We start from the raw sequence: 13,950 nt of genomic DNA on the forward strand, positions 1-13,950 counted from the left end.
CCCAGGAGTAGTACGGGCGTTTGTAGGGTCTCATTTTCGGCTGCACTTTCTCACGACCGACTGCACCTCGGCTGCACTTGTGCGGCAAGAGTGAGCGCATCGCAGCCACGACAGCATTGCGCGCCGGTGTCACGACCATTCGTGACCTCGGTGACAGGGACTTTCTGTCACTAGCGCTGCGAGGCGCGGCGGACCTGCCGACTATCGTCGCGGCCGGGCCGCCACTGACCACCGTGGAAGGGCACTGTCATTTCCTCGGCGGGGAGGTCGCACATCGCCCCGTCGAGCTTCGGGCCGCGGTACGCGCCCACGTGGAACGTGGCGTCGACGTTGTCAAGATCATGGCCAGTGGCGGCACGATGACGCCGGGCAGCCTCCAGGAGCAGACACAGTTCGATCGGGAAGCCCTGCGTGCCGTTGTCTCGGAGGCGCATCGGCACGGCATCCCTGTGACCGCGCATGCGCACGGTCACGGGGCTGTACTCGACGCGATCGAGGCCGGAGTGGATGGTGTGGAGCACGTCACTTTCTGGGCGACCGAGGGTGTCGATACGCCGGGGCGTGAACTCGTCGAGCGGATCGTCTCACAGCGTGTCGCGCTCGGTGCTACCGCCGGAATCCTGCCCCGGACGGACTCGGTGATGCCTGCGTCAGTGTCCCAGCGAATGCCTGCAATCATCGCCAACTTCGCGACCCTGTACGCGGCGGGAGCGGTGATCGTCGCGGGTACGGACGCGGGGATAGGTCCGTACAAACCGCATGATGTGCTGCCGTATGCACAAGATCGGCTGGCGGAATTCGGAATGGACCCGGTGACCATCCTGCGGAGCATGACGTCGGTCGCCGCCGGCGTCTGCGGACTCGGCCACCGCAAGGGCAGGCTGAGGGCAGGGTACGACGCCGATGTCGTTGTCGTACAGGGAGATCCGATTGCAGATCCCTCCGCGCTGCATCGAGTTGCGGCGGTCTATTCTCGCGGCACCCGAGTCGATCCGGGTAGCCGCACCAGGGTCTGATCTCACGCTGAGTCGAGATGTGAACCCCGCTTCGGTTCACGCACACGCGGGTCAACCCGCACTTCTCCGCTCGTGGTTCCGCATTCACGAAGGCTTGCAGGCTGCTCGGCGCACAGGACGCGCCGGGCCGAGGCGCGTGCTCGACGGCCAGTGGTCAGCACACCCAGCATCAGCACAGCGCAGCCGCAGGCGGCCGTGATCCACCAACCGGCTTGACCAATGGGGGTAGCGCTGTCGACGACGACGTGTATATCGACGGTCGCTACCGAACCCAGCACCGCCACCCCGAGGCAGGCTCCGACTTGACGGCTTGCGGTCGCCACGGCTGCGGCCATTCCGGCCTGGGCTTGCGGCATTCCCGCGACAGCCGCGTTGGTGATCGGGGCGTTGACAAAGCCGAAGCCGATGCCGAACAACACGTAGGCCGCGAGTAGGTAGCCGATGGAGGTGTGCGAGGTGATTCGAGTGAGCAGGAGCCCGGCGAGTGCGATACCGAGCCCGCTGATGAGCAGTGGCAAGCGAGGTCCGCGGCTTGCGACGATCCTTCCGGCCACAGGGGAGGACACCACGACCATCGTGGCCATCGGCAGTGTGAGCAGGCCGGCGTGGAACGGGGAGAAACCGCGGGCGTTCTGCAGATACAGCGCGTTGATAAAAATGAATCCAGACCACGCGCAAAAGCTGCAAACCGCTATGGCTGTGGCGCCGGAGAAAGGAATGCTGGCGAAGAAGCGCAGCTGGAGAAGCGGTTCACGGTGCCTGTGTTCGTAGGCTGTCAGCGCCACGATCATGACACCGGCGAGAGCGAAACAGGTTACGATGACCGGCGAACCCCAACCGATTGTACGGCCTTCGATGATACCGAAGGTCAGACTAGTCAGTGCCACGATGACGAGAAGCTGTCCGGCTGGATCGAACCTCCGGGGCCGCGCGGCCTTCGATTCAGGTATGAAAAGCGCTGAGAGCACCGCAGCGGCGATGATCAGCGGAACGTTCAGCCAGAAGATCGACCGCCAGCCGGCCACGTCCACCAGCAGGCCACCGACCAGTGGACCGATCGCCATGCTCAATCCGGTTACACTGCTCCACACCCCGATCGCGCGCACACGTTCACGAGGATCGGTGAACACACTGCTGATGATCGACAATGCCGATGGCGTCATCAGGGAGCCGCCTGCTCCTTGCAGGGCACGAAAAGCGATGAGAAGCCCGGCATTCGGCGCGATGCTGCACAGCAGCGAACCCAGCCCGAACGTGGTGAGCCCTGCGAGGAACGTGCGGCGCCTGCCAAAGCGATCCCCCATGGAACCGCTCAGGATGACCAGGCTGGCTACGGCCAGCATGTACGCATCGAAGATCCATTGCAGTTCGGACACGCCGGCGTGAAGATCCCGCTGAATGGCGGGAAGTGCCAGGTTCACCACAGTGTTGTCGAGGCCTACGATGAAGAGACTGAAACAGCAGACTGTCAGCACGATGGCCTTTCGGCGCCGACCGGGCACCGCCGCCGCCACAGCAGGCCTGGCATCGCTCGTCTGCACAGGGCCGGGTACCCGAAACCGATCAGGCGGTTTCGACGTCATACTCGGCGATGAGTGCCCGGGTGATGGCGACGTATCCCCTATGTGCATCACCCGTGTCCGACGTGCCGAGCCGTGTCGGCCAAGCGGGTCATGGCTTTGCCCGAGCTGGCTGTTACTGTCCCGGTGCCCGTCGCGCACGCGGTCGCGGCGATCGCGTCGCAATGCTCGACAACGACGGGAAGCGCGGCCTGGAACGGGCCCAGGGTTCCGCGTAGTGGCACACCATAGGCGAAACGGCGAGGATGAGCCCGGCCATCCGAGCGCACCAGCGTGAACACGTTCTCGGTGACGTCCAGGCTGCCCACCGGGTAGCCCGGGGGTGCAGCAGCATCGCTGATCACATGTGCGCGGCAGTCTCCGGCCGCCAGCATGGAGGCGACTAGGGGATCGGTGGCATTGCGCACATCGGTTGACGGCAAGCGGGCATCGATCAGAACATGAGCGGTAACCCTGGACTGGTCCACCACCGCGGATTCGGCCGTGAAGGCCGCGGTGTCGCGATCGAACGCCACTCGAGTCTGGGGGCCCGTCAGGCGCACGACCCCGGCGTCGAGCAATGCGAGCAACTCCTCCACACGCACCGGAGGAGGACCCCAAACCAAGAATTTGGACAGGCCGTCGAACCAGTTCTCGATGTCGCGGCGATAGGACGATCCAGCGATACCGTGATGGCAAACCGCGAGACGCACCAGCTCACGCAAGCGCCGTAGCGCCGCGGTCACAGCTCGGTGTGGACTTCGCGTGACCCCCGCCGCGGCTTCGTCCAGAACTGACCGGTGGTACTCGGTGGCGAAGTCGCCGAATGCGGCTGGATCACGAAACCTCCTGTCCGCGGCCGGTCGAGTGTGGCGCTCCCAGTCCCAACGCATCCACGGCTGGGGAAAGAACTCGGCGATCAGATCGCGCATGCGCGAGGAATCCCATGATGCTGCGGCATATCGTGCCGAGAAAGCCTCGAACCCACTTGTGCCGTGCAATCGCGCGTACTGCACCGTGTAAAACGTCCAACCCAACTCCTTGGCCAGCAGTGGCCACACGTCCCGCTTGAAATCACCGACCCCGGGAGTGGATTCGCGTAGGGCCGTGACCGCTGCCTTGGTGAGGAAGCGAGGAATGTAGGGCTGATCTCCGGTCGGCGAAAAATCCGCCCGCACCGGGTAGGGGACGCCCCGCTCTGAACCCGCATAGATCACCGGTTCGGTTCCCGACGGCTCATAGCGGAGACGCCCGGCGTCCAACCGGAAGCGTCCGCCGCGTTCTGTGGTCAGCAACGTGACGTAGTCGTAGAACGAGAGCCCCAGGCCGTTGAGGATCACCGGTGCCCCTGCGGCGATGCCGGACAGATCCGCCTCGGCCGCGCACATCGGCGGTATGTAGATCAGTCCCAGCTCTTGTGCCGCACTGGCTTTCACACGTTCGGGTAACCCCAGGCCGACCGCGTAGTGCCCTTGGGTCAGCACGACCGCGTCGACGTCGAGGGCACCGATTCCGTTGTCCACCAACAGTCGCTGGCGGCCATTGGACAGATCGGCCACCGAAACGGCGCTCCCGCGGTGAACTCTTATCCGGGCCGCTTCTCGAGCCTGCCGTACGAGGAACCGAAACGCCCACTCCAGGTACGCGCCATAGAAGGCGCGGGGAACCGCGGTTTGCGGCTCGACGGCTGCCGCGAACTCCCGGCACCGTGACGGAAGCCCGTCCACCAGGCCTTCTCGCACCATCACCGCCCAATCGTGGACGCTGGGCCCGGTCAGGCCCGAGGGGCCGGGCGGGAACACGGTGGCTTCGGCGGCCACGGTGTTCATGAGCAGCGACCATGCCTGATCCACGCGCCACACACGGCCCGCACCTGGAACGAACGGTTCGACCACATCGATCTCGAGATCGAGTGCGCCGGCGCTTGACGCGGCGAACGCGCAGAGTCGGTTCACCATCATCGTTCCCTTGGGGCCCGCGCCGACGACAGCGACTCTGACCCGTCCGCGCGCGAGCATGGCACTCATCGGCACACCCCTTCGATCTCCACGAGTAGGTCGGGCCGGCACACGTCGACGTTGAAGTAAGCGATCTCGGAGTCAGAGCGGAACGCCTGCGCGCAGATTTCGCGGACGGCGGCAACGTGCTCGGGATCGCGGACGTAGACCTTGACCTGGTCGAGATCCCGCACGGCGTACCCGTACCCGTTCACGCCGTGCCGACCCAGATTGTCGCAACCGACGAGCACATCGATGTTGCGGAGGGTCTCAACGGTCTGCCGCGCGATGTCGTGCACGTGCGCGGTGTCCTCACCCAGGATGCTGGCCGTGCCCGACACGAACAGGCTGGCGGTCTGCTGCCCCCGCAGGAACGTCGCGCGGGCGAAGCTCGGGGATTTCGGCCCGTACCGGTACGGGTACTGGTACGCCGGGGTCTGCCGCGGATTTTCCAGGTGGACGGTCCGGCCCCGTTTCGTGGCGAGGAACCAGAGGTCGATCCCCGGACTGAGCGTGCCGATTCCGGTGGCGGCCGGCAACTGTGGGAACTGTGCTGCCCAGGTGGCGAACGCTTCGGCCCGGCCGACGCAGAAGTCGCGGTAGATCTCGACACCTTCTGCGTTCGGGCCGGTGATGTCGCCGATCATGTTCCACATGCGTACCAGGTCGGTGTAGCCACGTTCCCAAGCGAACCGCAGCGCGTTCTCGTACAGTTCGCGTACCCGCTCCCGGTAGACCGGTTGCGGTTCAAGACGTACGGCGTAGAACAGGTGCTCGCCGTCATCCGAGAAGACGGCCTTGCCCAACGCGCCGGAGCGCACGGGCCTGTCGGTTCGCCAGACCTCCTCGACGGGAACGCCACTCCCGTTCGCCATGTGAGTGGTCAGGCATGGGACCCCGTCGACCAAGGCGGGCTCAGCCGGTCTGTCGGCGAAGATGATCCGCCCCAGTGAATTATCACACCCCGCGTCGGCCACTCCTGTGATGTTCGGGGCCAGATCGGACCGCAGACCCTGCACACGATCCCGGAGTCGTCGGTGACTCAATGTATCTCCAGAGCTCGATCCAATGAGGATTTGAAACGGCGGCTGCCCGTGCCGTTTCCTCGGATCAATGCGACCTCGGAACAGCGGCATGTCGCGTGGAACGGCAAACAGGTCGCAGCAATACTGATTGTCCACGTCTCAGGCCGTACGATGCTGCGAGTCGCGGCGCCGGGCAATACGACACCACACCCCCGCAGGGGGCGTGGCATGCGTAATAGGGGGGCTATCTAACCACCGGACAGTTTCCAGGCGTACCCAAAGAATGACCGAAAATCAGAACTATTGGGTGCCAGGTGTGTGTTGTTCGATGCAACAAGGCCAGGTTGAGCATGCCTCTTTCGGGGCCCCTCCCCGGTAGTATTGATTTCGGCGGCATGTAGTCTCACCATTTGATCCGGTATCTCAATTTCGTTCTCGGGAATCTAGCGCGAGAATGATGGTGTGTCAACGAATTTTAGAAAAACTTAAGCCGTGACCCTGCCTCAAGGCAATGGGCTCGAGGGTTTCGTACTTGCCCTTTCGCGCATTCTTTTTGCGTCAAAAGCGCTCCTGTTCGTTCGGGTGAGTCGCGCATCGACCCGTTCGGTCCAGAGAAGCTAGAAGACATCGCGCTCGACCGCCCCGCCGTCGAGGCCTAACCACACTGGCCCCGGCCGCAAAGCTCCATGGCACGACCGAGTTCAGGGAAGAACGCGCTGGTGATACCCGTGCAGCTCTCGAATCTCGGTGGTTACCTGGACGGAGTACGCGCTGGGGATCGTGAGATGCGCCTCGAGCAGGCCCAGTACCAGCTTGCCCAATCGGGTCTTCAGCTCCTCGGGACGGCCTGGCAGGATCTCGACGATTGCATGAAGCATGTGGTAGTTGGGGTTTCCGTCGCCGACAACGGTCTCGTCGAGGACGAGGAACCGGGTCTTGAATCCCTCCAGGGCACTACTGATCAGGTCAGAAGCCGCAGCGTGCACGGCTAAGGCAAACCCTCGCCTGTCGAATCCCACCGCCAGTGCCGCCGGGTACTGGACCGTGATCTGTGGCATGCCTGCCCCTACTCTGTGAACTGAAACCCGACAGTCATTGTCCCAACCCCTGCATCGCTCTGGGCACGGGTTCCGGCAAAGTCGTTTCGCCCCGGATGAAGGACGGGCGCGGCTCTTGTTGATCATGTGAGTATCTACGTCCCATGATCATGTGAGAGTGCCGTGCCCGCTGACCTATCCTGCCCGAGTCCTCGTGTTCTCGATCGTCTGGCCCCGCTTTCCGGGCGGTGATGCTGACCGGAAACTGGCCGTTGACGAGGTGGCTGATCTGCGGAGATGCTTTGCCGACGTGGATGATCCGCGGCATCGGCGGGGCGTGCGGCACTCGCTGGTATCGATCCTGGGTATCGCGGCGGTGGCGGTGGCCGCCGGGGCTCGATCGTTCACCGCGATCGCCGAATGGGCCGCTGACGCACCACAGTGGGTTCTCTCCCTGTTGGGCGTGCGCCGCCAGCCGCGCACAGGTGGATTCCGGGTGCCCGACGAGGCCACGATCCGGCGGGTGCTGACCCGGCTGGACGGCGACAACCTGGATTCGGCGATCAGCGTCTGGCTGCGTGCACACTCGGCCGGCGAGGACGACGCCGCGCCTGAGGTGGTTGCCGTGGACAGGAAATCATTGCGCGGCACCTATCCCCGCGGCGAAAATGGCCGGACATAGTCATATCAGCATCGACGGGACGCTGATCGAAACCGACCGCTGCCGCACTCCAGGTCTCACCGCGGTGGTGGATCTGTGGTGGTCGGGCAAGTACGCCAACCACGGTGGGAATATCCAGGTCGTCACCGCGCCCGACGGCTGACCGCTCTGGACCTCCCAGGTACGTCCCGGCCGCGAGCACGGCATCACCGCGCTGCGCACACACACCGAAGACCCTGCCCGCACCGGCCGCCTGGAACGACGCAGACTTGCCCGTGCTAGGCGATCTGGGTTACGCGGGAGAGGCCAGCACCATCACCGTGGCTTTCAAGAAAACCCAGGGCCGCGAACTCACCGGACAGCAGAAGGATCACAACAAGGCCCACAACCGAAAACGTGCGGTCGGGGAACGCGGCAACTCCCTGCTCAAGACCACCTTCAACGCCCTGCGCAACGTCAGCCTGTGCCCCTGGAGGATCGGCGCGATCGTCGCAGCCGCCCTCGACCTCCTCCACATCGACCACGCCCGAACAACCTGATCACTCAGCGCGACAACCCGTTACGCGGAAAGTCTCAGTGAGCTGACCGCTGAGCGCGAACACGGCCCCTGCCGCACTGCCATGCCCTCGCCCCTGCACCTAAAACCGCAGGCGCAACAGCGTTCGGGGTCCGTTGACGCCAGTTCAACCTGGCCCACCGCTGCGATCACGCAGCTCGGGTTACTATCGGGATGTGCTGCGCTGTGAGGATTGCGATTACGAATACGATCTGGCATTGGCCGATCAAGTGTCCGTGCTGGCCCGCCATTATGTGGCTGAATATGCGGAACTGTTGAGCGCCGACCCTGCTGTGCTCCGACGACGCGCTACGCCTCAGCTCTGGTCTCCCCTCGAATACGCCTGTCACATGCGCGATGTGCTGCTTGTCCAACGAGAACGGCTACTTGCCGCGCGACGCAGCGACTCGCCGGTCACCGAGCCCATGGGGCGGGATGAGCGCGTCGAACACGACGGATATATCCATCAGCAACCAGCCGATGTCGCCCGTCAGCTGCACGACGCGGCCCTGTTGTTCGCCCACGGACTTGACCAGCTCGGGCCCGAAGACTGGGAACGCACGCTGAGCGTCCCCTACCCCGATATCGCCGTGAGATCTCTGCGCTGGTTCGCAGTGCACACTTTGCACGAGTTGCGACACCATCTGCTCGATATCCGCCGTCAGCTGGAACACACGTAGGCGACTCGATCCCGTCTTCGCGGAGACCGGCCACCCGAACACCGTGGCCAAACAACAAGATCTGCCCAGGGCGAGACACCATCGACAGGCCGCGGACCTTGTCGGCGACATGATCGTCGCCGACGCCGGCTTCGGAAACCTCGCGCAATGCGTCGCCAGGCGCATCGGCGACGGGACGGCTCAACTGGAGGTCTGCACGAGCGAACTCACCGAAGATGGCAGATCCTTTCACCGACCCGGTCTCGCGCATTCGGCCCGATAGAACTCAATCGACACCTCAACGGACAGCCCTGGCTACCAGCTGGTCCCCGACGTCACCGTCATCGACCAGATCCAGGACACCGTCACCGGCGCTCGCTGGTGGTCGTGGCATCGTGATCTGGTTCTCGCCCACTTTCCGGTGCGCCACGAGGTGCTGGTGCGCCGTGAGGCGCTGGGAACCGAAAACACAAGAGTCCAGCAGACCGCGCACCTGCCCGGGCTCCAAGCCCCGCGGCAAACTCGCCAATCGCCACGACGCCACCGACGGCACCGCCGAAACCAGCAAACCAGCCGTCACGCCCTCGACGTGCAGGAAACGCAGCAGCGACCGCAGTGCGGTGACCATCAACTTCGCCGACCCGCGAGGACGGCCGACGCACGCACCCACGACGAACCGCGTCACCTCCCCAACGGTCAACCCAGCCAGATCCAACCGGCCATCGACCATGACCCGGCCAGCCACAAACGGGCGCACCATGTCCACATAGCCGCGTGTTCGCGGCGGGCGATGGCCGCTTCCGTGGTCACGGCGTCGGCTTCCCACACTTCGATCGCCTTCCGCGTTTCCCGTGCGTCGCGGTCCAACTCATGCTCGGTCGCTCGGAGCTTTTGTTCTTCGTCAAGCTCTCGGTCCAGGCCGGTGAGGGTGGCGATCGCGTCGAAGATGCGATCCGGCGGCCCGATCTCGTTGAGTGGCTGCGCGAGCAGGTTCGGCGTCTTCGTAGCACGGACGGACGTGGGCAGGAACGACACACACCGGACGTGGTCACCGAACAGTGCCTCTGTCATGCCACGAGCGCCGATGTCGTTGCGGCCGTTGCGCTTGACCCGGATCAGTCGACAACCGTGAAATATTGATCATTTGGACGCCGACAAGAACCCGGGGGCCCACGACGTCGCGTTCGCCCGCGTCGCCGAAGCCCGGACCGCTCGGTTCAGGAAAGGTCATCGGTCTCCCTCGTAGTTCTGAGAATGGTTGCGTCGCAGCCGAATCGCATCGGCGAGTGCGGTCTCCGGCCCCGCCGCAAGGATGCGTTCGTCCTGCAACCGTGCCCGTGCTGCCGGTGTCAACCAGTGGAACTGAGGGCCAGGCACGTCAGATGCACCTGACACATCCAGATGCTTGGGGGTCGTGACCCGGCGGAGGAGGCCGGCCGCGTGCAGGCGGGTCAGGGACTCCTGGGCCGCTCCCTTACCGAGCTGATTCAGCTGCTTGAGATCAACCGGTGTGGTCGGGTGCGTCGACACCCACTCGTCGCGCGTCAGGTTTCGTTTTTGGGCCTGTTGTGGTCGCAATGTGGTCGCATCTCGCAAGGTCCTTTCCGGGTGTTGTTCTTGGTCAGGCTGCTTGGGCTTGGGCGGCGTTGAGTGTTGCGGCCATGGCGTCGACGGCTTGGTGTGCCGTATGACGTGCGAGGTGGCCATAGATGTTGACGGTGACGGAGAGCGTTGAGTGCCGCATGGTTTGCGCGTCCATCGAGGCCAGCCTGCAGCACGGGCTGTCTCAGGGCCTGATCGAGTCCACTAACACCAAGATCAGACTCTTCACCCGCATGGCCTTCGGGTTCCACACGCCCCAGGCCCTGATCGCCCTCGTCATGCTCAACCTCGGCGGCCCAACACTCACCCTCCCCGGGCGCACTTAACCCACACATACGTCAGGAGAGCCAAATTTTGGGAGTTGTGGATCTGGAGCCCTGAAATGAGGTCGCGCTGATCTTGGTCATGCATTGATCCATCTGGGTGAATACGAATGTGGTGCCGATCACTGCACATGGGGCGGGTATGGGGCTGCCCGTAGTGCTTCAAAAAGGGTTCGCTGGTTGTGAGTTGGGGTTTCGTCGGGCCGTCAGGCTGCTTGGCGGTACTCGTTGATGAGTCCCGCCACGGCTTGTCGGCGTTCGATCCGATCTGTCGGCAGGGGTATGACGTTCGGGTCGTCGAGGGGTGCCCGCTGGTTGCGGGCTGGGTGGGGCCGATGGGTGTTGAAGTGGCAGGCGTATTCCTGGCGGATCTTCTTCGCGTGACCTCTGTCGAAGATTAGCACTCGGTTGGTGCACTCTTCGCGAACAAAGCGTGTGAATCGTTGCGCGTGCGGGTTGCAGTTGGGGCTGCGCGGCGGGGTCTTCGTGACCGCGATGCCTTTGCTGGCGAGGATTGTGTCGAAGGCGGCGGTGAACTTCGCGTCGCGGTCGCGGATGAGGTACGTACATGTGGCGGCGCGGTCGCCGGGCTGCCACAGCAGCTGCCGGGCGTGTTGCGTGGCCCAGGCGGCGGTGGGGTGGGTGGTGACGCCGAGGATGTGAACGGTGCGGGTGCGGATCTCCATGACGAACAGGGCGTAGAGCCGCTGCAGCCCGATGGTGTCGATGTGAAAGAAGTCCGTGGCGAGAAGACCGTTTGCCTGGGCTTTGAGGAACGTGGTCCATTTGTGGCGCGCTGTCAGTCGACGTTGTCTGGGACGGAACCTGGTGGCTTGCAGGGCGCGGCGGACGGTGGCTGCGCTGATTTGTATCCCAGCCGGCGTAGTTCGCGGTACGCGTCGGAACCCCCAGGGGGTTGTCGGTGCCAAACGAATGATCAGGTCGCGGAGCTCGTCGGGTACCGGCGGGCGTCCTGGTGGGGGTGGCTGGGTCCACTTCTGTTTGACCAGGCGCCGATGCCAGGCGAGCAAGGTGCGTGGTGAGACAATCCGGTGGCCGCGGAGTCGCTGAGGCAGGAGCCGAGCCAGCGCGGCCGGCAGCGCCCGATCCGGTCAGGCAGGCTTCGGCGCGGTGACCTGTCTGCGTGGCACTGTGACCTCGTGCCGCAAGATGAGTATCTCGGCGTTGTTCGCTGCGGTAGACCGACATGGTAGAGCGAGCCACGCGAAGGTCCGTGTAGCGAGCAGGTCGATCGCTCTGTACGAGCACAGGGACGGATCATGCCCGGCCACGGACAACGCCCAGGTCAGCAGCACTGAAGGATTTCTGAAGCGCTACGGGCCACCCTTTCCTTGACCGAGGTGGAGGCCAGCCCACACGACGGGCACTATCTGGCCTGCTCATCAGCGGTGATCACATGCACCACCGGTATGCCGTCAGCATCCAGTTCCGCATGATCGACGGCCAGGCAGTCCAGCCCGAGCAGCAAGGTCGTATCGTTGTTCACGCCCGTGGTTCTTCACATCAGGTTGTGTCGACAACATCCATGATCACAAAGAGCCACGGGTCTTTCGTCTCCAGCCCCACCCGGGCTACGGTCCGTTACCGGCGATCACGCCGCCCGGGCAACTTCGAAGACCCACTATGACATCGAAATCAGGACAATGATCTGCTCGACCAACGCGATCGAATCTCTGCACTCCCGATACCGCCGCGCGGTACGGGCACGCGGACACTTCCCGACCGAGCAGGTGGCCATGAAGTGCCTGCATCTTGTGACCCGCAGCCTGGACCCTACCGGGGCAGGCCGCGTTCGCCATCACGTTCAGTGACCGCTGGCCGGCCGCTGAAACCTACTAACCGAACACGCCGGAAACACCGTTCCTGCTACGGCCCCCGGACGGGAACCGCACATGGAAAAGCGATGTCGTGTTTGAGTGTGCCGAGAAATGCGTCTGCCGTCACGGACTTTTGGGCAGTGGCCGTCGGTTTTCGGGCAGTCGCGGCCGTTGTTCGTGTTCGCGCCTCTTGTTGCGCCGTCATGCTGGAATTATTGCCTCGGTCGGACAGGGGGTGGACAGATGACCAGCTTGGATCGGAAGAATGACCGGGTCAACGCGGGTTTCACCTCGTTGCAGGTCTGTTGGCTGCGTAAACATCTGGAAGGTTGCTTGTCCAACGTGGAACGGGTTCTCGATGGCGCGGTGGATGATCGGGTCATCACGAGGCTGCTCGCTGACCGTCCCAGCGAGCGCAGTTGCGCATCCGAGCTCTCCCTGACGCGGGCATCGGTCACGACTGCCTTCGGCGATCTGCGGTACCGCGGTGGAGTCGTCGTGTTTCACGGCCACGGCACAGGGCTGTTCCACGCCAGCAAGGTGACGTTGGGTGACCAGTGATACGCGCGATGCTGTCTGGTTAACAAGCGGCGCTGTGTGTTCTTGTTATGCGGCATCCAAGAGCCATTGCATGATTGTTACGTGTGTTAACAATCTTTCATTGTTTGCGTGGTCTTGGTTAGTAGGGGGAGTCCGGTGCGGTCAAGGAAAGGGAAGCACAGTTGGTAACTGTTGCTGATGCTTTCCAGGCCGGCCTCCGTGTAGCGGTGGGCCTAGTCGATGGTGTTGGGGCAGAAGTTAGCCGGTTGGGTTGCTTTGACGTTGTCCCAGGCGGGTTCGACCGGGCTGGGCTCGGGTGCGTATGCGGGAAGTCGTGCCACGACAGCCCAATGCCGTCTGGTGATCATCCAGGCATTGATGGCCTTGGGCTGATGGGTGGACAGCCCGCCCCAAATCGGCGTGACCGGATCTCCGTCGAGTTGGTCGTGCTGGTCGGGGAGGGACTTGATCAGCGATTCGGTGTTGTCGCTGCAGTGTTTGGGTTGGAGCACCTGTGTGGCCTGGGTGCCGGTTGGCCGGTAAGCCGGTGCAGCCGACATCGCGATGCGAGTCGGGGAAAGTTGGTGCAGCAGCACCGGGGTTCGGCCATGCGGCGCGCAGGTAGTTGTCATTGCTGGGAGACGATCGAGGCCACGGCCACATCAACCTGCCGCTCGCCGGGATCGAGCATTTCCGCGGCCCGCGACCGGTGTTCCCGCAGAGCCTGGAGATCTCGCTCAGAAGCTCCGGTTCTGTTCTCACGGGCCTGCTTGCTCGCCGACTGTGAGGACTTCTGCACCCGGCAATTGTTGGGCCCCCAGCACAAATCATGCTCAAGGGCTCGCCCTGTCACCGGGGGACGATTGTTCGTAGGTGGTGTGTTGTGGTGCGGGTGCCGGATGGTTGTCCTCGCCCGGTCGCTGGGTTGTGGTGTGTTACCGCCCCGGTTGGTCATGGTGTGGGCATCTAGTGCGGTGGAAGGCCTGATTTCGGTTGCTGTTGATGGTGTTCTGGGTTCTGGCGGTGCTGGGGTTGGGTGGTCGTGATGTTTTCGTCGATCATGGTGTCGGAGGGGGTGAGGCGGCTTTTTCAGGTGTTGACCGGTGAGGATATGACGGATGCGGATGAGGGTGTGTT

The 13,950-nt window shown here is 63.7% G+C and carries 12 protein-coding genes and 3 pseudogenes; 7 read left to right on the forward strand and 8 right to left on the reverse strand.

Translation table 11 applies throughout. The features are described from left to right. Positions 1-77 precede the first annotated feature (77 nt). Complete coding sequence (locus tag ACWDKQ_RS32140; RefSeq protein WP_450142528.1) at positions 78-1,016, forward strand: amidohydrolase family protein; 939 nt, start codon at positions 78-80, stop codon at positions 1,014-1,016. A 2-nt stretch (positions 1,017-1,018) separates the two neighbouring features. On the opposite strand, the gene ACWDKQ_RS32145 is transcribed toward ACWDKQ_RS32140, so the two are convergent. The 4 genes from ACWDKQ_RS32145 to ACWDKQ_RS32160 all read right to left on the reverse strand — a co-directional run bounded on the left by ACWDKQ_RS32145 (position 1,019) and on the right by ACWDKQ_RS32160 (position 6,655). Then, positions 1,019-2,530 (reverse strand): MFS transporter, encoded by a 1,512-nt coding sequence (locus ACWDKQ_RS32145; protein WP_450142529.1) that lies wholly within the window; start codon positions 2,528-2,530, stop codon positions 1,019-1,021. Between the two features lie 116 nt (positions 2,531-2,646). Beyond that, positions 2,647-4,602 carry an FAD/NAD(P)-binding protein gene (locus tag ACWDKQ_RS32150; RefSeq protein ID WP_450142530.1) on the reverse strand — a complete coding sequence of 652 codons (1,956 nt, stop codon included), beginning with the start codon at positions 4,600-4,602 and terminating at the stop codon, positions 2,647-2,649. Further along, positions 4,599-5,708 carry an FkbO/Hyg5 family chorismatase gene (locus ACWDKQ_RS32155; protein ID WP_450142531.1) on the reverse strand — a complete coding sequence of 370 codons (1,110 nt, stop codon included), beginning with the start codon at positions 5,706-5,708 and terminating at the stop codon, positions 4,599-4,601. The genes ACWDKQ_RS32150 and ACWDKQ_RS32155 overlap by 4 nt, the downstream gene beginning before the upstream one ends. Positions 5,709-6,298: 590 nt before the next feature. Beyond that, positions 6,299-6,655, reverse strand: a complete 357-nt coding sequence (locus ACWDKQ_RS32160; RefSeq protein WP_450142532.1) for a 5-carboxymethyl-2-hydroxymuconate Delta-isomerase — start codon at positions 6,653-6,655, stop codon at positions 6,299-6,301. A 289-nt stretch (positions 6,656-6,944) separates the two neighbouring features. On the opposite strand from ACWDKQ_RS32160, the gene ACWDKQ_RS32165 reads away from it, so the two are divergent. From ACWDKQ_RS32165 to ACWDKQ_RS32175, 3 genes and pseudogenes are all read left to right on the forward strand, one after another. After that, positions 6,945-7,316: a transposase family protein gene (locus ACWDKQ_RS32165; RefSeq protein ID WP_450142533.1), complete on the forward strand. Its 372-nt coding sequence runs from the start codon at positions 6,945-6,947 to the stop codon at positions 7,314-7,316. Then, positions 7,294-7,834, forward strand: a pseudogene (locus ACWDKQ_RS32170) (transposase family protein); the annotation flags it as partial. The gene ACWDKQ_RS32165 and the pseudogene ACWDKQ_RS32170, both read left to right, overlap by 23 nt. A 235-nt stretch (positions 7,835-8,069) precedes the next feature. Next, on the forward strand, positions 8,070-8,531 hold the full coding sequence (locus ACWDKQ_RS32175; protein ID WP_450142534.1) for a DinB family protein: 462 nt from the start codon (positions 8,070-8,072) through the stop codon (positions 8,529-8,531). A gap of 277 nt (positions 8,532-8,808) precedes the next feature. On the opposite strand, the gene ACWDKQ_RS32180 is transcribed toward ACWDKQ_RS32175, so the two are convergent. Together ACWDKQ_RS32180 and ACWDKQ_RS32185 are read right to left on the reverse strand one after the other, a co-directional pair. After that, on the reverse strand, positions 8,809-9,210 hold the full coding sequence (locus ACWDKQ_RS32180; protein ID WP_450142535.1) for a hypothetical protein: 402 nt from the start codon (positions 9,208-9,210) through the stop codon (positions 8,809-8,811). Beyond that, positions 9,207-9,581 carry a hypothetical protein gene (locus tag ACWDKQ_RS32185; protein ID WP_450142536.1) on the reverse strand — a complete coding sequence of 125 codons (375 nt, stop codon included), beginning with the start codon at positions 9,579-9,581 and terminating at the stop codon, positions 9,207-9,209. Before ACWDKQ_RS32185 ends, ACWDKQ_RS32180 begins: the two co-directional genes overlap by 4 nt. Before the next feature lie 680 nt (positions 9,582-10,261). Between ACWDKQ_RS32185 and ACWDKQ_RS32190 the strand changes: the two are divergent. Then, positions 10,262-10,438: pseudogene (locus ACWDKQ_RS32190) on the forward strand (transposase); the annotation flags it as partial. A gap of 203 nt (positions 10,439-10,641) precedes the next feature. Here the strand turns inward: ACWDKQ_RS32190 and ACWDKQ_RS32195 are convergent. Then, positions 10,642-11,121 (reverse strand): integrase core domain-containing protein, encoded by a 480-nt coding sequence (locus ACWDKQ_RS32195; protein ID WP_450142537.1) that lies wholly within the window; start codon positions 11,119-11,121, stop codon positions 10,642-10,644. A 957-nt stretch (positions 11,122-12,078) separates the two neighbouring features. Between ACWDKQ_RS32195 and ACWDKQ_RS32200 the strand changes: the two are divergent. Both ACWDKQ_RS32200 and ACWDKQ_RS32205 read left to right on the forward strand, forming a co-directional pair. Then, positions 12,079-12,295 (forward strand): annotated as a pseudogene (locus ACWDKQ_RS32200) (transposase); the annotation flags it as partial. A 221-nt stretch (positions 12,296-12,516) separates the two neighbouring features. Continuing rightward, positions 12,517-12,834 carry a hypothetical protein gene (locus ACWDKQ_RS32205; RefSeq protein WP_450142538.1) on the forward strand — a complete coding sequence of 106 codons (318 nt, stop codon included), beginning with the start codon at positions 12,517-12,519 and terminating at the stop codon, positions 12,832-12,834. A gap of 212 nt (positions 12,835-13,046) precedes the next feature. On the opposite strand, the gene ACWDKQ_RS32210 is transcribed toward ACWDKQ_RS32205, so the two are convergent. Next, positions 13,047-13,445 (reverse strand): transposase, encoded by a 399-nt coding sequence (locus tag ACWDKQ_RS32210; protein ID WP_450142539.1) that lies wholly within the window; start codon positions 13,443-13,445, stop codon positions 13,047-13,049. Positions 13,446-13,950 lie beyond the last annotated feature (505 nt).

The organism is Saccharopolyspora sp. NPDC000995 (assembly GCF_053599315.1).